General features: G+C 42.2%; 25 protein-coding genes and 2 pseudogenes. 22 read left to right on the forward strand and 5 right to left on the reverse strand.

The window, feature by feature from the left end; genetic code table 11:
* Positions 1–3: 3 nt before the first annotated feature.
* The 17 genes and pseudogenes from B1L02_RS21870 to B1L02_RS21950 all read left to right on the forward strand — a co-directional run bounded on the left by B1L02_RS21870 (position 4) and on the right by B1L02_RS21950 (position 14975).
* Entirely contained in the window at positions 4–1068 is a 1065-nt protein-coding gene (locus B1L02_RS21870) for a zinc-binding dehydrogenase (protein WP_088532851.1), read from the forward strand.
* Between the two features lie 9 nt (positions 1069–1077).
* Complete coding sequence (locus B1L02_RS21875) at positions 1078–2067, forward strand: NAD-dependent epimerase/dehydratase family protein (RefSeq protein ID WP_088532852.1); 990 nt, start codon at positions 1078–1080, stop codon at positions 2065–2067.
* 13 nt (positions 2068–2080) lie between these two features.
* A complete protein-coding gene (locus B1L02_RS21880) occupies positions 2081–2584 on the forward strand; it encodes a 2,4'-dihydroxyacetophenone dioxygenase family protein (RefSeq protein WP_088532853.1) in 504 nt (167 codons plus the stop codon).
* 89 nt (positions 2585–2673) lie between these two features.
* Positions 2674–4231: pseudogene (locus tag B1L02_RS21885) on the forward strand (AMP-binding protein).
* A 191-nt stretch (positions 4232–4422) separates the two neighbouring features.
* The gene (locus B1L02_RS21890; RefSeq protein ID WP_088532854.1) at positions 4423–5061 is read left to right on the forward strand and encodes a thermostable hemolysin; all 639 of its coding nucleotides are present in this window, start codon (positions 4423–4425) and stop codon (positions 5059–5061) included.
* Complete coding sequence (locus B1L02_RS21895; protein ID WP_088532855.1) at positions 5054–6529, forward strand: AMP-binding protein; 1476 nt, start codon at positions 5054–5056, stop codon at positions 6527–6529. The genes B1L02_RS21890 and B1L02_RS21895 overlap by 8 nt, the downstream gene beginning before the upstream one ends.
* A 13-nt stretch (positions 6530–6542) precedes the next feature.
* The gene (locus tag B1L02_RS21900; RefSeq protein WP_088532856.1) at positions 6543–7226 is read left to right on the forward strand and encodes a TenA family transcriptional regulator; all 684 of its coding nucleotides are present in this window, start codon (positions 6543–6545) and stop codon (positions 7224–7226) included.
* A gap of 72 nt (positions 7227–7298) precedes the next feature.
* A pseudogene (locus tag B1L02_RS21905) lies at positions 7299–8014 on the forward strand (SDR family oxidoreductase).
* Complete coding sequence (locus B1L02_RS21910) at positions 8011–8667, forward strand: tetratricopeptide repeat protein (protein WP_088532857.1); 657 nt, start codon at positions 8011–8013, stop codon at positions 8665–8667. The pseudogene B1L02_RS21905 and the gene B1L02_RS21910 overlap by 4 nt, the downstream one beginning before the upstream one ends.
* A complete protein-coding gene (locus tag B1L02_RS21915; RefSeq protein WP_088532858.1) occupies positions 8664–9326 on the forward strand; it encodes a response regulator in 663 nt (220 codons plus the stop codon). Before B1L02_RS21910 ends, B1L02_RS21915 begins: the two co-directional genes overlap by 4 nt.
* Positions 9326–10657 (forward strand): sensor histidine kinase, encoded by a 1332-nt coding sequence (locus B1L02_RS21920; RefSeq protein WP_088532859.1) that lies wholly within the window; start codon positions 9326–9328, stop codon positions 10655–10657. The genes B1L02_RS21915 and B1L02_RS21920 overlap by 1 nt, the downstream gene beginning before the upstream one ends.
* Positions 10644–11003, forward strand: coding sequence for a cupredoxin domain-containing protein (locus B1L02_RS21925; protein WP_088532860.1), 360 nt, complete (start codon positions 10644–10646; stop codon positions 11001–11003). Before B1L02_RS21920 ends, B1L02_RS21925 begins: the two co-directional genes overlap by 14 nt.
* Positions 10993–11724, forward strand: a complete 732-nt coding sequence (locus tag B1L02_RS21930) for a hypothetical protein (RefSeq protein ID WP_088532861.1) — start codon at positions 10993–10995, stop codon at positions 11722–11724. The genes B1L02_RS21925 and B1L02_RS21930 overlap by 11 nt, the downstream gene beginning before the upstream one ends.
* Entirely contained in the window at positions 11714–12421 is a 708-nt protein-coding gene (locus tag B1L02_RS21935) for a hypothetical protein (RefSeq protein WP_088532862.1), read from the forward strand. The genes B1L02_RS21930 and B1L02_RS21935 overlap by 11 nt, the downstream gene beginning before the upstream one ends.
* A gap of 111 nt (positions 12422–12532) precedes the next feature.
* On the forward strand, positions 12533–13363 hold the full coding sequence (locus B1L02_RS21940; protein ID WP_088532863.1) for an alpha/beta fold hydrolase: 831 nt from the start codon (positions 12533–12535) through the stop codon (positions 13361–13363).
* A 350-nt stretch (positions 13364–13713) separates the two neighbouring features.
* A complete protein-coding gene (locus B1L02_RS21945) occupies positions 13714–13923 on the forward strand; it encodes a cold-shock protein (protein WP_088532864.1) in 210 nt (69 codons plus the stop codon).
* A gap of 482 nt (positions 13924–14405) precedes the next feature.
* Entirely contained in the window at positions 14406–14975 is a 570-nt protein-coding gene (locus B1L02_RS21950; protein ID WP_223192155.1) for a DUF4879 domain-containing protein, read from the forward strand.
* Positions 14976–15229: 254 nt separating this feature from the next.
* Here the strand turns inward: B1L02_RS21950 and B1L02_RS24815 are convergent, their stop codons facing one another.
* Complete coding sequence (locus tag B1L02_RS24815) at positions 15230–15484, reverse strand: hypothetical protein (RefSeq protein WP_223192154.1); 255 nt, start codon at positions 15482–15484, stop codon at positions 15230–15232.
* 166 nt (positions 15485–15650) lie between these two features.
* On the opposite strand from B1L02_RS24815, the gene B1L02_RS21960 reads away from it, so the two are divergent.
* On the forward strand, positions 15651–15992 hold the full coding sequence (locus B1L02_RS21960) for a zinc ribbon domain-containing protein YjdM (protein ID WP_088532865.1): 342 nt from the start codon (positions 15651–15653) through the stop codon (positions 15990–15992).
* A 29-nt stretch (positions 15993–16021) separates the two neighbouring features.
* Here the strand turns inward: B1L02_RS21960 and B1L02_RS24820 are convergent, their stop codons facing one another.
* The 3 genes from B1L02_RS24820 to B1L02_RS21970 are packed head-to-tail and all read right to left on the reverse strand — an operon-like array spanning position 16022 to position 17143.
* A complete protein-coding gene (locus B1L02_RS24820; RefSeq protein WP_223192153.1) occupies positions 16022–16330 on the reverse strand; it encodes a tyrosine-type recombinase/integrase in 309 nt (102 codons plus the stop codon).
* Complete coding sequence (locus B1L02_RS21965) at positions 16231–16665, reverse strand: hypothetical protein (RefSeq protein WP_223192217.1); 435 nt, start codon at positions 16663–16665, stop codon at positions 16231–16233. The genes B1L02_RS24820 and B1L02_RS21965 overlap by 100 nt, the downstream gene beginning before the upstream one ends.
* Positions 16666–16687: 22 nt before the next feature.
* Entirely contained in the window at positions 16688–17143 is a 456-nt protein-coding gene (locus B1L02_RS21970; RefSeq protein ID WP_088532866.1) for a phage integrase N-terminal SAM-like domain-containing protein, read from the reverse strand.
* A 395-nt stretch (positions 17144–17538) separates the two neighbouring features.
* Here B1L02_RS21970 and B1L02_RS21975 point away from each other — a divergent pair, with 395 nt between their 5' ends.
* The 4 genes from B1L02_RS21975 (at position 17539) to B1L02_RS21990 (ending at position 19856) form a co-directional block, all read left to right on the forward strand.
* Positions 17539–18243, forward strand: coding sequence for a dual OB domain-containing protein (locus tag B1L02_RS21975; RefSeq protein ID WP_088532867.1), 705 nt, complete (start codon positions 17539–17541; stop codon positions 18241–18243).
* A complete protein-coding gene (locus tag B1L02_RS21980; protein WP_223192151.1) occupies positions 18233–18685 on the forward strand; it encodes a DUF488 family protein in 453 nt (150 codons plus the stop codon). The genes B1L02_RS21975 and B1L02_RS21980 overlap by 11 nt, the downstream gene beginning before the upstream one ends.
* Positions 18685–19284, forward strand: coding sequence for a DUF4326 domain-containing protein (locus B1L02_RS21985; RefSeq protein ID WP_088532868.1), 600 nt, complete (start codon positions 18685–18687; stop codon positions 19282–19284). Before B1L02_RS21980 ends, B1L02_RS21985 begins: the two co-directional genes overlap by 1 nt.
* 116 nt (positions 19285–19400) lie before the next feature.
* Positions 19401–19856: a hypothetical protein gene (locus B1L02_RS21990; RefSeq protein WP_088532869.1), complete on the forward strand. Its 456-nt coding sequence runs from the start codon at positions 19401–19403 to the stop codon at positions 19854–19856.
* A gap of 402 nt (positions 19857–20258) precedes the next feature.
* Here B1L02_RS21990 and B1L02_RS21995 read toward each other — a convergent pair whose 3' ends face one another.
* Positions 20259–21413, reverse strand: coding sequence for an IS110 family transposase (locus tag B1L02_RS21995; protein WP_088532870.1), 1155 nt, complete (start codon positions 21411–21413; stop codon positions 20259–20261).
* Between the last annotated feature and the right edge of the window lie 46 nt (positions 21414–21459).

The raw sequence follows: 21459 nt of genomic DNA on the forward strand, positions 1-21459 counted from the left end.
ACGATGACTACAATGAAATCCATTTGCATGCGCGAGGGTGAAATCATCCTTAATGAAATAGATATACCAAAACCCAAATCAGGACAGGTGCTGGTAAAGAGTCTGGCGTGTGGTATTTGTGGCTCAGACTTACATATCACACGTCATGGAGATGAAGTATTTGATATATATAAAAAGCTTGGAGTCATGTCCGATGTTGCAGGTGCAAGTACAGATATAATGTTAGGTCATGAATTTGCGGCTGAAGTTGTATCTTTTGGCGCGAATACTAAAGGCAATATTGCAATAGGTACACGAGTCACATGTGTGCCTTTACTAATGAGTCAAGGAGGAGTTGGGATAGGTGTTACCCCTGACGTACATGGTGCTTATTCTGAGTATTTTATCGTTGATGAAGCATTATTGCTGCCGATACCGGAAACAGTTTCTTCAGCTGCGGCTGCGCTTACAGAACCTTTAGCGGTAGGGCTACACGCAGTGAATCGTTCAGAGATCAAAACTGAGGACATCGCGTTGGTTGCTGGTTGTGGCTCTATTGGTTTGGCCGCAATCGCCGCATTAAGAATTCGAGGGGTAAAGCATATTATTGCATCTGATCCTCAAGAGAATAAAAGGAAAGTGGCGCAGCAGTTTGGAGCCACTCACACCGTGGATCCGATTCAGATAGATGAGGTGACTTTTGCCGCAAAACTTGCTGGCGAAAATCGTGTTGTGATCTTTGAGTGTGTTGGTGTTCACCAGTTAATAAATAGCTTTATTGTGCGTGCGCCAATGAGAGCAACTCTTGTAATTACGGGCATTCACACCGCAGACACGCAAGTCAACTTCGGATATGCAACGGTAAAGGAAATGGATATTAAATGTTCTTATTACTATAAACCCGAAGAATTTGCAGAGTCTTTGCAGAATATCGCAGATGATAAAGTGGATTGGCAAAAAATGTGTACCGGTAAAGTCGGTATTGACGGTGTTACTGAAGCGATTGGCACATTACTGAAGCCAAATGATCACATTAAAGTGATCATTGAACCATGGCGCAACGGATCATTAATGCAAGTTGGAAAATAGGGAAGCAAGATGCGAAAGATATTTATTACAGGTGCAGGTGGCTTTATAGGTCGCCATTTGGTTGCTGAATTATTAAAAAGAGATGTGGTGATCACAGCATTAATGTTGCCGGGTGAGTCTGTACCGACAGAATGGGGCAGCAAGGTACGCATTATTACTGGTGATGTAAGGGAATTGGTTGAGCTTGATGATGACATAGGCGCGTTTGACACGATTTTTCACTTAGCTGCGATTGTGAGTGATTGGGGAGGGAAACGAGAGCATGTTGACATTACTGTGAATGGCACAAAGCAGGCGATTGAACTGGCAGTTAAAAACAGTGCTCGCTTTGTCGTTACTACCAGTGTTGCGGCATTCGGTAGTGCGATGGGGAGTGGCTTTTTAGACGAAAGTACGCCATGCGGTAAACCAGCATCAAATTATGAATATGTTAAACAGATCCAGGAGCAAGTAACGCTAGAAGCAGTGACGCAAAGGGGGCTAAATGCAGTCATTATTCGCCCTGCTAATGTCTATGGTGTAGGTAGCGTATGGGTAACACGTTTTATTGATTTAATGAACCAGAAAAAGCCCGTGTTAATGGGAGACGGAAAATGGGACGCAGGTTTAGTTCACGTCCAGCACGTTGTTCAAGGGCTTATTCTTGCAGCGGAAAAAGCAGACATAGGCAGTGGAGAAATTTTTATCATTGCTGATGAACCAGGCGTTACCTGGCAAAACTATTTAGCCGCGTTATCAGAAGCACTAGAACTGCCAGAAGCAAAGGGAATTCCAAATTGGCTAGCGAGAATATTAGCACCGGTGTTGGAATGGATTGGGCATCTAGTTAATCAAAAGAATGCCCCTTTGGTGACCAACTTGGCTTATCGCTTAGTGGGTGTTGAAAGCATTTTTGTTAATAAGAAAGCCAAACAAAAATTAGGCTATAAGCCTAACATCACGCTTGATAAGGCTATGGAAGAAATAAAGCAGTATTACTCAAGTAAGAATTGTAATTAATTAGGAGAGAGTCATGCAATTACCCACAGTTATTAATCATCAAGAATCACTATTAACGCTAAATACTAATGATGGAGGATTTGTAAAAGATGTATTACCTGGCGTGCACGTGTCGCCATTATTTCTGGATTCTGAGAACGGTGTATGGGTATTAAGGGTCTTATTTGAGCCTGGTGTCACATTACCCAAGCACTTTCACACAGGTGTTGTGCATTTGTACACTATGAGTGGCAGTTGGCATTATCTTGAATATCCTGATCAACCTCAAACGGCGGGTAGTTATTTATATGAACCTGGTGGTTCAATACACCAGTTCCATACGCCAAAATCTAATGAAGGCGTGACGGATACGGTTATGTTTATACAAGGTTCAAATATTAATTTTGACGGAGATGGAAACTTTATAAATATAATGGATGCAGGTTGGATAGAAAGAGCGATAATTGAAGCTGCAAAGCTAAATGGTGAGAAAGTTAAATATATTAAACCTAGTGGCATTGCTAATTATAATGAATAAATATAGTCACCTGTTTTCTGCTTCCTCAATGGCGTCTGCTACAAGTTATTGAGGAGGCTGTTTCAAGAGAAAAATGTAGAGGTAATTAAATGCTTTCCAGTATTAGTAAATATCAAAATCTCAATCAGTTTATCTGTGAGGCAATGAAACGTTTCGCTGAACTACCGTCATATAGTTGTTTGGGTCAAACTGTAACTTTCGAATACATTGATAAAAAGTCAACTGCTCTGGCTGCATACTATCAATCGCTAGGTTTACAGGCCGGAGATCGCATTGCTATTCAGCTACCAAATTTAATCCAATACCCTATTGCGACCTATGCCGCATTTAAAGCTGGGCTTATTGTTGTTAATACTAATCCATTTTATACACCAAGAGAAATGAAGTATCAATTTAATGATTCAGGTGCTAAAGCGATTGTTATATTGAGTGACTTATGTCCGACGTTAGAAGAAATATACGCTGAAACACTTATCGAACACGTAATTGTTACTGATATCTATGATTTAATAAATGATGAAGTGGGGTTATATAATGATAAGGTAATTCGCTTTAATTATGCGATTGAAAAGGGCGAAGAGTTGCCGTTAATTTGCTCTAGTGCAGAGCTTGATGATGTAGCGATATTACAATATACCGGCGGTACTACAGGGGTGTCAAAAGGAGCTCAGTTAACGCACCGAAATTTAATTGCTAATACTTTTCAAGCATCAGAACGCCTTGGTGATTATTTAAAAGAAGAGCAGGAGATTTTTGTTTGTCCACTTCCGCTATATCATATATACGCGCTTATGATGAATATGTTTCTGGTTTTTCATAAAGGAGGATTGAACGTGCTTATACCAAACCCGCGTGACTATGATGCATTTATTGGTGCGATAGAAGAATTTTCTATTACTGGGTTTTCTGGAATTAATACTTTATTTGTTGGTTTGTGCAATCAATCAAAATTTCGTCAGTTAGATTTTAGTAAGCTAAGATTAACTCTTTCAGGCGGTACAGCATTAACGAGTGCCGCTGCTTCAATTTGGCGAGACGTGACAGGCTGTAATATTACAGAGGGTTTGGCTTATCTGAAACTTCGCCCGTGGTCACTTTAAATACACCAGGTAGCGAAGAAATTGGTACGGTTGGCCGTCCTCTTATAGGTACTGATGTTGAGTTTTGGGATGAAAATGATGTTCCGGTAGCTGATGGAAAATGTGGCCAAATAGTTGTGCGAGGTGAACAGGTGATGAAAGGGTATTGGAATATGCCGAAGCAAACTTCTGAGGTAATGACGGCTGAAGGCTTTTTTAAAACAGGGGATATTGGCCTGAGATTGTCAAATGGTCATATTAAAATTGTTGACCGATTAAAGGACATGATAATTGTTTCGGGTTTCAACGTTTATCCTAACGAAATAGAAGACGTATTGGTGTCTCACCCAGCAATATTAGAAGCGGCTGTAGTTGGTAAAGCTGATGAGAAAACGGGTGAATCAGTACACGCTTATGTAACATTAAAGTCAGTTGCTGAAGAGAAAGACATTCTACTTTTTGTCGCGAGAAGTTAACAAACTATAAAATACCAAAAAAGGTAACAATTATGGAAAAATTACCGAAATCTACCGTGGGTAAAACATTGCGCAGAGAGCTACGTAAATAGTTCCGCTGAAAGCATTAAATTAGTTTCAGGAGCGACTAAATAGCCCAAAGCAAGGACGTTAAAGTTTTACAGTCAAGCTCATGAGCTGATTTGTACAAACAGCAAAATTTTCCTCTTTTTTTCAAACTTAAGGTTTTCTTAATTTTCGCCTTTTAAAGTTTTTACATCAAAACGGGAAAGGTGTGAAAACGATGGGCGAAGCACTACAAGCAGTAAACTCACAAAGCCGCCTAAGATGGGCAAACAAAACTTGCGGCGCGCGCGGTGAATTGGAGCACGCTATCCACAGTGGTTTTGCCCATGCTTTTGGCGCAGACATTCATGAGTATTATCCCCTTTTAAGTCATTTGAACTACCGCCAAAGCGATTGCTTCTTAGGTCTTAGATTTGCAACCAAAGACGCTTTATTTGTGGAACAGTATCTTAACTGCCCGGTAGAGCAGTGCCTCTCTATGGTAGCAGAACGCAGTCATATCGCCGAGCTTGGCAATTTGTTTTCAACAGGTCGAATGGCAACGCTAAGTCACTTTATTGTGCTGACGCAAGCTCTGCTTGAGAGTGACATCCGCTACTTGGTTTTTACGGCGACCAAACAAGTACGTGCGTTGATGAAATTATGTCAAGTCGAGGTTAACAAGATTTCTTTGGCACACGGCACCATTGCTTCAGCCAAAGACTATGGCAGCTATTATCAATGTGCTCCCATGGTTTGTTCGGTCGATTTACATCAAGCCCAGCAGGTGATCACAAACACCGAAATGTATCAACACTTATTACAAGGGCTCAAGATGGAAATCGCGAGCTTGAAAGAGGCATTTTTATATGTGTGATTTCTTAAAAAAACTGCCACATCAAGACAGTGATGTGATTTTACAGCAGGGGCAAACTTGTCTCACTTTTGCTGAGGTAAAGTCTTACACGCAAGCATTGGCAGAGCGCTTTATTGTGATGAATGGCGAGAGTGTTGCGGTTTCGCTAGACAACTCTATTGCTTGGCTATTGATAGATTTTGCATTGTTGCAAGCGAACAAAGTATCTATCCCAGTACCTCACTTTTTTACTACAGCGCAAGTAGAGCACACCCTTGAGCAGTCAAAAGCAAACTGGCTAATAAGCGATACTAGACTTGAAAGTAGCGCTGAATTTACGGTGTTGGATGTCTTTGGTCAGGCAATCTATGTATATCAAACTAGGTGCGAAAGCACAGGAAGCTATTTTCCTAAAACGCAAAAGATCACATACACCTCAGGTTCAACAGGTGCACCAAAAGGTGTGTGTCTGTCCTTTGAGAACCAGCTTGTAGTGGCGAGCAGTCTATGCGAAACCATCGCACTTAATCGCCCCAAGCACTTATGTTTGTTACCGCTGCCCGTGTTGCTAGAAAACATCGCGGGTGTGTATGCGCCCCTACTAAGTGGTGGCATGGTTGAGGTAACTGAACTTGCATCTCTAGGTTTTTCGGGCAGCCAATTGCTCTATCCACAAAAGTTGCTGCAAAAGATAAGCGAAGTGCAGCCAAATAGCTTGATCTTAGTGCCTGAGCTGTTGCGTTGCCTTATCAGTGCGGCGCAGCAAGGGTGGCAACCACCTGCAAGCTTACGCTTTATTGCGGTAGGTGGCGCTAGAGTTGACGCAGAACTGTTACAGCAAGCCAAACAGTTGGGTTTACCTGTGTTTCAGGGGTATGGGCTTTCTGAGTCGGGGTCAGTTGTCGCGCTGAATACGGGTGAGCAAGATGGCAGCGTCGGTAGATTACTGCCTCATATTCAAGCGCGTATTGTGGCAGACGAGTTAGAGATCAAAGGTAATAACTTTTTAGGTTACTTAGGCGGCGAAGCAATAGCGCGAGATGCGTGGTTAAAAACCGGCGACAGAGTATCGCAGCGAGGAGAGCATTTTGTCATTGAAGGTCGTCTTAAAAATGTCCTGATCAATAGTTTTGGTCGCAATATATCTCCTGAGTGGCCAGAGTCCGTTTTGCTTGCCTATATGCCTTTATTGCAATGCGTTGTGGTAGGTGACGGCAAGCCATTTTTAACGGCGCTTATATACACCCCTACACAGCTTAAAGCGGCCGTGATTGATAACGCCATTGAGCTTACCAACCAGCAACTCCCAGATTACGCGCAAATAAAACGTTACGTGCGTATAGATGAAGCCTTTTCGGTGAGCAACGGCATGCTTACCGCGAACGGTAGACCAAAACGCGACGTAATTTTAGCTAATTTCGCGCAGCAAATTTCAGCGCTTTACTCCCAGAATCAATACGAAGTAGCAGAGCCTGAGGCTTCGATTTAAAAGGAAAACGACGATGAGCAATTTTTACCAGACACTACAATCGGAAACTGAACAAGCGCGCCAATATCTATTAAGCGCACCAATTATTCATGATGTCTTTCATGGTCAGATCACCAAAGGCCAATACGTTTCATTTTTGCAACAGGCGTTTCACCACGTAAAACATACAGTACCGCTGCTTATGGCTTGTGGTGCAAGGCTAGATGACAGTAAAGAATGGTTGCGAGAAGCACTAGGGCATTACATCGAAGAAGAAATGGGACACCAGGAGTGGATCCTTAATGATATTGCCGCCTGTGGTGTCGATAAAGAAGCAATACGTCATAGCGCGCCAAGCTTTGCAACTGAAATGATGGTGTCTTACGCTTACGACAGTATTGCTCGCAAACATCCATTGAGCTTCTTTGGTATGGTTAATGTGCTTGAGGGTACTTCCATCGCACTTGCCGATGACGCTGCACGTCAAATTGCCAATAAGCTTGGCCTGCCTCGTAGCGCATTTTCCTATTTAACATCCCATGGCGCGTTAGATGTTGAGCATATTGACTTTTTTGCAGGGCTGATGAACAAGATCACCTGTGAAAAAGAGCAAGCGATCATCATTCACAGCGCCAAACAGTTTTATCGCTTGTACGGCGACATATTCCGCAATATTGAAGCGGAGCCCGCGGGCGTTAAATTTGCGGAGGTAAGCTGATGAAAGCAACAAAACTTGCCGTTATCACTGGGCATCTCGGGGATTGGCCGGGCAATTAGCAAGCAGTTGGCTATGCATAATTGGCGCTGTTTGCTGATTGGTCGAGATAGCGAAAAGTTAAAGCAGGCGATAGCGGGGTTATCAGGAGAGCACGATTATCTTGCGCTAGATATCACAGCTGATGATGCCGCGATACAAATCGCGAGAAAAGCGGCGACCATGGGGGGGCTGACTTACTCGTCAACAATGCGGGCATTAATGCGATGGCTGGGTTTGCTGACATTTTACCAACTGATTTGAAAAAGCAGATGGAGACCAATTTATTGGCGCCTATGCTAGTTAGCCAAGCGTGTTTACCACAACTGATCTCCAGTCATGGCACCATAGTTAACGTGGGCTCAGCGTTTGGCTCTATCGGCTTTCCATATCAAAGCAGTTACTGCGCAACCAAGTTCGGTCTGCGTGGTTTTACAGAGGCACTGACAAGAGAGCTTGATGGTCAAGTAGCAGTTAAATATCTTGCACCTCGTGCAACCACCACTGACATGAATGACGACCGCGCAACGGCGGTAAATCATGCGCTAGGCAGTCAGATGGACTCACCAGAAGTCGTCGCCCAAGCTTTTATGAAATTGCTCCGTAGCAACAACAGACGCACTGCCATTGGCTTCCCTGAAAGGTTGTTTGCGAGACTCAATGGTTTGCTACCAGAGCTTGTTGATAACGCTTTAATCAAAAAAGTGAAAACCATCCAAACCATTTTTTCCACTAAGGAGTCATTACGATGAACGCACTAAAAACCTTGTTAGCTTCAGCAACATTACTGGTATTCAGCCAAGGTGCTTGGGCAGCATTTGACGACGATCTTAGCCAAGTCCAAACTAAATGGGCAATGGTGAATTATGAAACCAAAGGCGATGCCCAAGAAAAAGCATTTGAAGAATTGGTAAAGCAGTGTATGAAGTTTGTAGAGCAATACCCAGATCGCGCTGAAGCTTATATCTGGCGCGGTATAGTACAGTCGAGTTTTGCTGGGGCGAAAGGAGGCTTGGGCGCGCTTGGTCTTGCTAAAGATGCGAAAGCCTCATTCGAAAAAGCCATTGAGCTTGACAAAAACGCACTGTCTGGTTCGGCATTAACGAGCTTAGGTACGCTCTATGCGCAGGTCCCAGGCTGGCCAATTGGGTTTGGCAGCGATAAAAAGGCGAAAAAACTGTTCCAAGAATCATTAGCGATCAATCCGGCAGGAATTGATGTAAACTATTTCTATGCACAGTTTTTATATGACGAACGTGATTATAGTGCCGCGCTTGCGCACTTGAAAAAAGCGCAGAATGCGCCAAGTCGTCCAGGCAGAGAAAAAGCGGACGAATATCGTCAAGAAGAAGTGGCGCAGCTACTGGCAAAAGTCGAAAAAAAGCTAAAAAGAAGGAATAAATGAGGCTATTACTCGTAGAAGACGATGAGCTACTGGCACAAGGGCTCATCGCATCACTAAAAAAAGAAGGGTACGCCATCGAGCATGCGCCGACGCAAAGACAAGCAATAAGCTTTGTTGAATCAGGCGAGTTTGAGCTGGTGGTGCTTGACCTAGGCCTACCCGACGGAGACGGTTTGGCGGTGCTCAAGGCACTAAGGAAAACCAAATCGCAAACCGCAGTACTCATTTTAACGGCGAGAAATAGTCTCGATGATAAAATTGCAGGGTTGGATCTAGGTGCTGATGACTACTTGGCTAAGCCGTTTGAGCCTAAAGAACTGTTTGCGCGTTTACGGGTGGTTGGTCGCCGCTTCACTAAACAGGCGAGTAGCACGTTGAGTTGCAACGACGTGGTGTTAGATCTTGCCAGTCACGAAGTGCTTGTCAGTGGTAACGCTCAAGAATTGCCTCGTAAAGAATATATGCTACTCAAAGCTCTGATGGAAAACAGCGGCCGTGTACTGTCTAAAACCCAGTTAGAATCTAAGCTCTATGATTGGGGTGAAGCATTGGGTTCTAATGCTATTGAGGTACATATTCACCATCTACGCAAGAAAATGCCCGACGGATTTATTAAAACGCTGCGTGGTATTGGCTATGTTGTTGGCAAGGGGGCTTAGTGGGCACGAGAAGCTCGCTAGGTGGTGCTTCCATCACAAGAAAGTTGACCCTAATTTTAGTGTCAGCTTTAGTGTTGACCGCATCCATGGCGCTGCTACGAGGTTATCACTCCAGCATGACGATGGCACAAGCACAATTAGACAGCCATTTAGAGTCCATCGCAACACTCGTTAATACTCAAGTCACCGCGACTACCTTGCCTAGTGGTGCGGGTAACAGCGCATTTTACTTTTTAGTCCTTGAGCACAATCAGGTTGTTGCAGGCAGCGAGTTACTTGCTAAGTACAAAAATAAGCTCAATTATCATGCCGGATTTAGCACCCAAAATGTGGGGGCGACTAGACTCAGAACCTTTAGTGAAGTGTTTGGTGACAGGCTAGTACTGGTAGCAGAGCCGGTACAAAAGCGTTTTGCGCTTGCCGAGGGGATGATTGTCTCCGCAATGACACCTTTGGTGGTGATCATGCCATTTCTTGCTGTGTTTATTGCATGGATTATTTATACGGCGTTAAAGCCTTTACGAGATCTTTCTAAAGAACTTAGGCGACGTAACCCCAAAGACTTTACGCAGTTGGAAGTGCGAAGCGACAAAGCGGAAGTGGCAATCGTTATCGCGACGCTAAATGACCTCTTTCAAAAGGTTGAGGTCGCGTATCTTAAAGAGCGTTATTTTGCGTCCGATGCCGCTCATGAATTAAAAACGCCGATCGCAAGCTTAAAAATCCATCTGCATAATTTAACGCACGATACTAAGCATCCCAGTGCCATTGCTATGTCAAAAGGGCTTGAGCAGCTAAACCATGTGGTTGAGCAAATGCTGACGTTAGCGCGTACAGAGCCCGAACTGTGGCATAAGCAATTTACGCGGCAAGATTTAGTGGCATTAACGCAAAACTTGATTGCTAGCAGTTATCCGAGGATTGAACAAAAATCACAAAACATCAGCTTAGAGGCATCAGAAGCGAGCATAGAGGGTTGTGAGTTCACATTAACCACATTATTTTCTAACCTAATTGGTAACGCGATTAAATACACGCCAATTGAAGGTGACATAGAAGTAAAAATTCAGCAGCATTCGCAGCGGATTGTATGGCAAATTGATGATTCGGGTTGTGGTATGTCTGATTCGGAAATAGAGCGAATTTTTGACAGGTTTTATCGCGTTGGTGGAGATAAACACCCTTCAGGGGAAAAAGGGGCAGGTTTAGGGATGGCGATAGTCAATCATATTATTGCAATTTATCATGGTGATATCTCTTTTGCTCGCAGTCATTTAGGCGGGCTCAGAGTCTGTGTAAGTTTACCGAGGGGGCTGAATGCTAAGGAGTAAGCTCTCTTCGCTGTCTTTCGCGCTTGGATTGCCTTTGGTGACCTGTAGTTTCGCCTTGTGGGCGGAAGAAAGTTACATCATTATTCTTAAGAATCATTTGTTTACACCTGCACAAATTGAGGTGCCAGCAAACCGTAAAGTAAAGCTCATCATCGAAAATCAAGACCCTCAAGTTGAAGAGTTTGACAGTTTTGATCTTAATCGTGAAAAAGTGCTCTTTCCAAACCGCAAAAGTGTCATCTATATCGGCCCGCTGGCACCTGGTGAATATAGTTTCTTTGGCGAATTTTCACCAAACACAGCACAAGGCATAGTAATCGTGAAGGAGCCAAACAATGCTTCTTAATGTGGTGGTGGTGAGCGTAAACCAATTATTACCAGTAACTGTACTTTGGGTACTGTTAGCGCAATGCACTAACGCAGCTTTACCGCTTAAAACAACAATCATCGCGTTAAGTGCGGGACTGACCGGCTGCCTTGGCATATGGTTTTTGGGTGGGGAGATAGCCTCGAGTTTTGATTATCGCGGGTTTGAATTACTGCAAATAGGTCTGTTACTCAGTTTATTCTGCTTAATGATCGCAACAAAACGCACCGGGCATACGACACTTGCAGCCACTGCATTTGGGCTTGCAGTGGTATTGTATTTGCACCATTTGGCAAGCTTTGCGTTTTCTTATTCAAAGCCCGCGGACGGTCAAACCCTCGCCATTGGCACCTCGCTCGGTGTGGGGATCTGTTTGAGTTTTTCTATTCTGCTCTTCTTTTTCCTAGATTGGGTGAAGAGTAAGCACTTACCTTGGTTGTTGCTGTTGTTATTGGCTTTACACGGTGCGAGTAAGGTGTCGATGGCATTGGACTTGGCGCTTCAGGTGGACTTAATTAGTGCAGCCAGACTTGAAATAGACCTGCGACAAATCGTGGATGAACACAGTGTTGTTGGTCGAGTGCTTAGAGTATTAGTGGGGTATGAAGCAACACCAAACGCTGCGACTCTTGCAGGATTTGGGGGCGCGTTGATTACGTTCTTGGGGTGTACATATTGGAGAACAGCGCATGCGAAATAATGTTTTACTCGCGCTGCTGGTGAGTGTTTTTGGGGTTGTGGCGTTCAGCGCAAAAGCGGATGGCATGGTGGTGGACAAAGTTTATCACCCTTATGTGATGCCGCTTGAACGTGAGTTGGAGTGGCGACTGCTATCTCGCCAAACCGAGCAAGGGAATGTGTTGGCACAGCGCTTAGGACTTGGTTGGAGTCTCACGGAGACGATGACCATTGAAGGTTATGCTATTGGTGAGCGCGACGATGAAGGCAATTTTGACTTGGCGGCTTACGAGTTAGAGTCGCGTTGGCAATTTGTGGAACAAGGGCGCTATTGGGCGGATATTGGCATGCTGTTTGAGCTTGAAAAACGCCATAAATTTGATGCCTATGAAGCGACCGCTGGGTTTTTATTTGAGAAGGAATTTGGTCGCACGAGCCTAACCATGAATGCATTCTTGGTGAGGGAGTGGGGCAAAGATATTGAAGATGAGTGGGAGTCTGAGTTTAGAGCGCAACTGCGCTATCGCTTGTATAGTGCTTTTCAGCCAGCGATTGAAGTTTATGTGGGAGAAGACTTTTTTGGTGTTGGTCCTGGATTTATTGGGCTGCATAGATTCGAAGGTCAAAAACAGCTGAAATGGGAAGCGGGTTTTATTTCGGAGATCAGCCAATCCGGCAAAGATCATAGCTTTAGACTTGCATTGGAATTTGAGTTTTAAGTACAGCTTTCACTTTGTTGAAAAGAGGGGAAATGCAGCAAAAATGTCATTAGCTTATGATGCATCTAGCTGCTAACTTTAGAGTCGATTTATAGATATCAAGGAGACGATATGTATCGCATGCTAACTTTATTGGGTTATTTGCTGATTAATAATGCTTATGCACAGGCGGCGCTTGAACGCGATATTCAAGAGCACATCGTGGTTGCGAACAAAGTATCTTTGCAGGTTTATCATGTTGCGGGCAATGAACCTGCCATTGTTTTTGAAAGTGGTTCAGCTGCGCCTGCAATTTACTGGACGGCAGTTATGATAGGCCTCGCACAGCAAGTACCCAATGCGTTGGTAGCCTATAACCGTGAGGGTTATGGTAAAAGCGAGCTTAGCCGCAGAGCCTACAGTGTTGATACGGATAATCATAATCTTCGTGAAGTGTTAAGAACGCTTGATATTCGGCCGCCGTTTATTTATGTCGGTCATTCATACGCATACTATATGATGCAAAATTACATTACCTATTATCCTGAGCAAGTAGCTGCCTTGTTGTATGTTGACCCAGTGACCGTTTATTTCATCGATAAAACCCACGCCTTAGCGCAGGATAAGTTACTTAAGCCGTTGAGCACGCTGCCAGAGAATACCTTCGGTGAAGCACTACGCCGTGAAACGCAAGCGCTAAGTGAAACTGTTGCGAGTGTTCGGGCGCATCAAGCTCCGAGTAATATTCCGTGTCGTGTCATTGTCGCCCAAAGACCATTTGATCCAACTCAGCGCGATGTAAAAGCGTGGCGAGAAGGACAAGAAGCGTTGGCATCACATTGTGATTCTGAGCTCATTATTGCTAATGGAAGTGACCACACCGTACCTATGAATGCCCCGCAAGTGGTCGTGGATCAGGTGGTACAATTAATTCGAGAATTAGAGACAAAAAAGCACCGATAGCTTTATGAATATTTTATTGCAATCTCTAGAATTTTCGGGGAGTTAGGGGAATAATGTGTTTAAAAATAGGGGGTTGAAAAAGTAGCCAAAAAAATATTGATATTTGTCATTAGCAAGTCATATTGATGATTAAAAATACATTGACTTAGGGTGGAATCCCTATATGATGTTCATAGACAGAATTTGAGTCAGTGTTTTAAAATCTCCATTACGTTGTTGTATAAGTGTTTGCTTGTAGTAGTACCGTCCTGAAGTTTTATCCACTCTACAAATTTAGGTCTATGCGCCCACATGGGCATAGCTCATCAATGCGCAGCATTGGTTTTTGTTTTTATATCAGGATTAGTATTATGTCTAACACTCTTACAGGTACCGTTAAGTGGTTTAACGAGTCTAAAGGTTTTGGTTTCATCGCTCAAGAAAATGGCCCTGACGTGTTCGCACACTTCAGCGCAATCACAGGTGACGGTTTCCGTACACTTGCTGAAGGCGAGAGAGTAGAATTCACAGTAACTGATGGCCAAAAAGGTCCTCAAGCTGAGAACATCGTTAAGCTTTAATCGCTTAATTGATGAAGAAAAAGCAAGCTAAGGCTTGCTTTTTTTGTGCCTGAATATCAAAAAATTTTCCACTCAGTCAATAACTATAATCGCTTTAGTTTTTGAGTATTACTCATCTCTTTTCTACTTTACAACGCATTAGCACTACTGATGTCCAGCGTGCTTGACATTTTTATTACTTGATTCAGATCTTGTTATAAATACAAAGTGTAAATTAATTGGTTTGTTTTGTTGTTTGGTGTTGTTTTTGTGTTAATGTTTGTAACTGCCAGCGGCGGTTTATATCAATCCTCGTAATGAAGTTATCTATCTTTGAGTAGATAACGCTTTAATTTTTGCTAAGCCATATGCATTTCAAGATTAACCTAAGAGCTTGTTTTAATTTTGAAAGTGTTATCCATAGCTTGCTAATGTGTATAAGTTAAAACGAATTGACATCACTGGCATCGATAACTTAAAAAGTGTTTAAAAGGATAATTAAGATGAAGAAAAAAAGCTATTCAATGCTACTAATGTTGACGCTCACTTCCGCATTTTCTGCTGTTGCTGGAGATATCGAGCAAGGTGTGATGAAAAACCCAACTACTTACTATTCGCTAGACTTTGAACAACCCCCACTTGCTATGCATGCACCTGTTGCGAGAGATGAGTTTTCAATGAGTAGTGCTGAGATCATGCCAATGGCACCGGCTCAAGGGATCACGTATTTTGAGCTGGGTATCGTACGTTCGCAATTAGGCGGCGATCAGACTATTTCACAAAGTCAACTTTCTACAGGAACTAACCACGGTGGCAGCTATCTATTTATCTACGCTTGGCAGTTTGGTTATGGCAATCCGAATAATGCGGTGATGAATGGGATCTCTAAATCAACTGGATTGAGTGAAGCTCGGTGTGGCAACGATTTACACCGTTGTTCGGTTGGGGAAACTGTCACGGGTTGGTTGTATGGTTGGGACTTCTCAGGTCAAGAGTCTGGTCAAGTTAAAGTTTCTTCAAATTCAACAGCTTCGCCATTTGGTACGTCAAGCGACTCACTTTATATTAATTAGTTTGATTTGAACTAAACACTAAGGTGCATTTGAATAATACTAAATGCACCTATCTAGAATATTTTAGCCATTTAGTCCCTTTCTTTCACTATTGAGCCTTTCCAAAATCGATATCGAATTTAAATAGTTGGCTCTAGCCTCTTTGGTTTGAGCTGAAAGCGAGTTTGATAAACTAAAAGTATGCTTCATGTCATTAAGTAGATTGTATTTTTGAGATGGATTTTCCACCATAGAAGTTGGTGCACCGATCGCCATCATTTGACCAGTACTGATAAGCCCCCTTCAAACAACTCTTTAGACATAGCGCGAGCTTCTTGAGCCGAAATATTATTTACATCATATTTAGAGGCAATATTTTGCCAGTTCTGGTGCGCTTGTTTGCCAGCCTCACTGATTGCTACAGTATCTGTGGCTACTACTTCCTGTTTCTCATCTTGTCGAGACGTGGACTGCTGTTGTGCGAGTTGAGAGTATACGGCACTGACATTATTAGATTGATTAATAATCATTGAGAATTCCTTCCATGCATTTGGTTAAATACGATTATTAGCCAGCAATTTTAGTGCCAAAATCTCATCCTAAAGTCTCGGATCGAAAGAGTTGACATTATCCCTATTAAATTCAGAACGTTGATATTACTATGTGCTTTAAATTGAATTAGTGAATGGACAATATATGTCTTTACCACCTTGCCCCAAGTGCAATTCTGAATATGTTTATCAAGATCAAAGTCAGCTAGTATGCCCTGAATGTGCTTACGAATGGGATCCAAACGCGACTGCTACCGAGGACGACATTCAAGTAAAAGATGCCAATGGCACATTATTGGCCGATGGCGATAAAGTCACTGTGATTAAAGATTTAAAAATCAAAGGCAGCTCACAAGTCATTAAGATTGGCACTAAGGCCTTGGTAAGGCGCGTGCTCGATAAAAAAGACCACGAACTTGACTGCAAGGTTGATGGCGTTGGTGAAATGATGGTGACAGCGAAGTTTGTGAAGAAAGCAAGTACTTAAGTAGATAAGTGCTTGAAGTTTATGAAGTTTTAAAGTTTCTCCAGTGGGCTGAGGGTGGTGCCAAATCTTGTGCCAATAACATGAGTATATCTTTCAGTTGTACGAATATCAGTGTGGCCCAAAAGCTCCTGAACAGTTCTGATATCGGTTCCGTTGATTAATAGTTGTGTTGCAAACGTGTGTCGGAAAGTATGAGCTTTAACTTGTTTTGGGATATTGCATTGCTTAACAGCGCTCCTTAGCTGTTTTCTAAAAGCGGTTTCGTGTATGTGATGCCGGCAAATATAGCCATCATGGGGTGCTGACAGCGAGTAGTGGAAGGAAAAAGGTACTGCCATGAAAGATCTTTAGCTGCATTTTTATATTTTTTGATAAGAGATACAGGCAAAGATGTAAAACCAAAGCCCGCTTTTATATCTTGCTGATGTACCATGGTTGCATATTCGATTTGCGCCGTTAATTGCGAATGCAATGACTTGGGCAGCAGCGTATATCGGTCTTTTTTGCCCTTTCCTCTAAATACAAATAGAGTGCTATTAGTAAAGTTGATATCTTTTATACCAATTAGTCTTAATACTTGCTCAATTTGAAGGAACAAATCTGACGCTAACTGCGTTAAAAATTTCTCATTTAGAACAACTAAATAGCAAAATTTTCGCCTAGCTATCGACAAGATTTTCTCGCCTCAAAATAGATCACTTAATTAAGCTAATTGGTATTATTCTCAGGTGTAAGGCTTCGTTTATTCTGAGCCCACAACCATAAAGAAGAGATGCGACTAATTGATACTTGCCATGTAGCTTAGAGATAATCATCATTGCCTCTTCATGAGTTAGTACACATGGGATTGCTTGCTCTTTTTTAGTTAGCGTGTATTTTAACCCTTGAATTTCCCGCTGTATCACATAGCGATATAAAAAAATAAGGGCACACAACGCTTGGTTTTGCGTTGCGCTACTAACTTGCTTGTTGACCGCAAGGTGGTTTAAAAAACGCTCAATTTCTTGATTGCCCATTTGCTCAGGGTGCTTTTTATCATTAAACAAAATGTAGGACTTAATCCAAAATAGGTAGGACTTCTCTGTTCTGATGCTATAGCGTTTTGTTCTAAGCTCTAGCCTAACAAACTCTAAAAATGGTGATTTAGGCATTTTGAATTCTTTGTTCACTGTTTATTTATACAGTTATAAGTGACAGGTAACAAAATTGCAAGGTAAGCTGCCTAATGTTTTAAGAAAAGATCAATAACGAGAAATAAAAAGGCTCGGATATCTCGTAAGTGCCATTTAAAACTGAGTATTTTTAATATGTTAGCTATTTGCAACTTGTTCTTAGCGAGCCAATTTGTGGCTCGGATAAGTCCCAACTCGTTTTTTCAGGTAATTTGCATGTTGAAATGACAAAGTTTGGCTGGTAACTTACTAAAAATATTAAATAAAGTTAGCTTGAATGTTGTATTCATTTCTCTTGTGGATAAGTGAGATATTCAGGAATTCATGCTAATAAGCTGTTAAGCGCAAGTAAGCATCAACCTCAAGGAGTAAATATGAGAGAAGTAATAATCACAGACCTAACTAGATTCTCTAACGGTGAAAATGTCTGTACTGCGGTTATTGATGTAAATACGGGCGAATGCTTACGACCAATGCCTTACTTGAAAAGCTCAAGATGTCAGGAGCTAGGCATTCATCCAGGAGCAATCCTCAAAGGGAACCTTAGCCTACAACCAAATAGAGAAAATCCTCATATAGAGGATGCAAACTATTCAAATCTAAATTTTCATGGGGCATGTAGTGGCGATCAATTCCTTCAAATCTTAGAGAATTCATTAAGTGATTCTGTTTCAGATGGTTTCGGTTTTGATTTCGATGTTAATCAAAAGCACATTCCACACGATCAAGAGGCGAACTGCTCGATAATAACTATTAAAATCGCCCCTCATCAATTAACAATTCATGAAGATCAATACAAGCCCGGAAAGGTAAAGGCAACATTTACTGATAATAGCGGACACAGATACAGTTACTTATCTATTACAGACAGAGGCTTTCATGACTATGCTAAAGCTCATCAGGATGATGGCAGGCTTAACGAGGTTACAGATTTAATTAGCCAGCAGGATTCGATCTACCTAAGAGTAGGACTCAGCAGGGTATGGGAAGTTGGCGACAGGAATGGCTATTGGCTTCAGGTTAATGGAATTTATTCGTTTCCAGATTTTCATGAGGAGATTAGAAGCTATGGATCGTGACATTGACATCTATACGATCGGATTTACAAAGAAGAATGCTGAAACATTTTTCAACTTTTTGAGGGGGGAAAATGTAAAGACTTTAATTGATGTGCGTTTGAATAACGTTTCTCAGTTGGCAGGATTTGCAAAAAGAGATGACCTAAAGTTCTTTTTGAAAGAGCTGTGCAGTACGGATTATGTTCATTTACCGGAAATGGCACCGACAAAGGATATATTAAATGCCTATAAGAAAGGTGATATGACTTGGGAAATTTATGAAGACAAATTCATAAATTTGATGAGCCAAAGGAATATTGAAAAATCTGTGAAGCCAGCGCTGCTAGATCATGGCTGTTTGTTATGCAGCGAGCACGAACCACACTTGTGCCATAGAAGGTTGGTAGTGGAATATCTTAATGAACATTCTGATTTAGACCTAAAAGTTAAGCACTTATTCTAATGGCAAATGTATTATTACTTTATCCAGCTCTTTTTAATTGTTACACCAAGTTCGTTAGAAAGGTTGAAAAGATCACATCCAATCTAGATGAATGTATATTCATTTACTATCAAGACCCTAATGGCTTTATTGAAAAGTATTGTCATGATTTCGGCGTGTTGTGCAGAAAACAAGATACGTGGGAAGATGACAATATCACTCATGCGTTGATTTTTGATGATGGTGAGGAATTCCTAGAAGAAACAATAAAGTTAAAAGCTAGTGGGAAGCCGATTAGGCGAATAAAGATATCCATTACACGCGTTATAAATATTAAAAGAGAAACAGAATATCAGAATGAAAAAAGCACTCCCAACTATGAATATATAGGTAGAGGATCATATTGGGGAAATCCTTATTCGATGCACGAAGAAGGCGAAAGCCGAGAAGAAGTTATCCGTAAGTTCAAATATGACTTTGATTATGAAAAGTTTCCAAATAAAGAAAAATCAGAAGTATTCAAGCTCAAAGGAAAAAGGCTGGGTTGTTTTTGCAAACCAGAAGCTTGTCACGGCGATGTTTTAGCTGATTTTCTTAACTCGTGGGATGATGGAGAATAAGCGCTTAACAAAGCCGTCAAGAAGGACGTAAAAAGCTTGGCTTTCGCTCCTTCGTCGCCAATTATAGCCAAGCATTTTCCGCCTCTTACGGCGGCGTTAGAAGCCTATGAGAACTTATGCCTCGTCGTAGAGAATTTAAAGGGATTGTGAAAAATCTCGCAGAATTACTGAGTGGTCGAAATAATGATTATTTAGGCTATTGGGCCGTAGGTCAGTTATTTCTGCTAGCGCAAGAACATGGAGTTGATACTATTTCGCTAGACTTAATAAACTACAGGGGCGACATCAGTTCACCTTTATTAGCTGATATGTGCCAATCGATGAAGTCTGAAATGAACCGAATGCTTAACGCACATAAGCTCCCAAATGAATGGATTAAGTCAGTTTCAGCTAAGTTTAGCTTTAATCAAGAATATCAGGAAAAATATCACTACTGGCGCTCTTCATTGGGCAAACCATACTTGGTTCAAGTAGAAATTGAAACTGATTTAGGGTACGTAAATAAAGCTACGCAAGGGGGCAATGTAAAGCCACATGATCCCTCAAAAGAACAACGAAGAGGCGGCTTCTAACAAGGCGTTAAAAAAGTCGGACACCGTAACGCTTGCTCGGTTCCGCTTCGCTTCACATTTTAGCAAGCATTACTCTGCCGTTTAACGCGGCGTTGGTATGACTCCCACTGTCAAGTTAAACGCACTGATCCCGCCTAACTTTTTAAGCCATAACTATTTCAACTCGAATTAGAGCGAGTTAATACATAGGATGAAGCAAGTAATGTCGTCGGTTATTTTGCTGATATTCGTTGGTTATTACTATTTCTAGTAACAGAGCAGACCTTACTTAGTTCGTCGTGGCACCTGTCTTCAGTCTATGTTCGTGGTTCAATGCAGCGTTAGCTGCATTGCCATCCTAACGCCGTCGGTGGTTGTGCCACACCCGATGCTTGATCCCATGCATCAACTCTAATTCGTTTCTCATGCGGGTACTCTTGCCAATCTCAGTTTTGTATTCACAGGCGTAAGCACCACTTCTTTAGCGATTGCCCATATGTACGCAATCATTTCTCGGGCAATTGCAGTGACAACAAGGTTGTAATGTTTACCTTTGGCTATCATCTTTTTATAACGCTTGCAGAGCCTAAGCTGTGCTTTCCAGGCAATATCAATAATGTTCTTTGGCAAACCTTCTTGTCGTTTTTGCATATCTGTCGATATATTTGCTGCATAGCGATATGTATGCGCGCCCTCGACAAGGAGGCGCCTTGCTCGGCCATTTCCGCATTTTGTGATGGCGCCAATATGGCGTTTGCCACCACTTGAGTGTTCACTGGGCACAAGACCAAGATAACTCATTAATTTACGGGGATGGTCGAAGCGCGATAAGTCTCCTAGCTCAGCGACAACGCCAGTTGCGACTAATAAGCGAACACCACGCATAGCTTGTATTGCTTTAACTACGGGGTAATAACGCCACTGATGAACGTGATGTGTCAGTTCATTATCTAGTCGTTCAAGTCGGCTTATTCGCTCGGTAATTGTTTGCAGAAATTCTTGTAAGACAATGTGCTGTGCGGGATGTGGAAGCACTAGCTCAGTGAGCCAACGTAAATGTTTCTGCGACCAATTTGCGGTGCCTTTGTAGTTAATATTATTGCGAAGCAGCAACGCTTTTAATTGATATTTAGCATCTTTTAAGTCTTTCATGGCGACTTCTCGAGCACGAGATAAATCTCTGATGGCTTCATCTTCCGGCTCAGGGACATAAATGGGTGTTAGGTCTTCAGATTTGAGGAGTTTTACGAGCTTAAGTGCATCGCGTTTATCAGTTTTGATACGCTCGCCAGGCTTTTTAGGAATAAGCGAAGGAGCGACCACGTAACAGAAGTGGCCAAGACTGGTAATTAATCGGTAAATCCAATAACCACATGGTCCCGCTTCATAAACAAAGTGAAGGGTTGCGCCAGAGTATTTAGATTCGAATTGGCGAACGAGCTTTTGAACGGCCAGTTTGGAAGAGGAGAATCGGCCAAGGTGAACAGCGTTTGCGCCTCTATGTTCTTCAATATAGGCGACTTCGTTGAATTCTTTATGTGTATCAAGAGCGATAAAAAGTGTGCTATGTTTATTCATGTTAGCCTCTGCTGTTTAGTTATTTGACAAACTAATTATGGCTCTG

It is taken from the genome of Pseudoalteromonas piscicida, assembly GCF_002208135.1.
Taxonomy (GTDB): domain Bacteria; phylum Pseudomonadota; class Gammaproteobacteria; order Enterobacterales; family Alteromonadaceae; genus Pseudoalteromonas; species Pseudoalteromonas piscicida_A.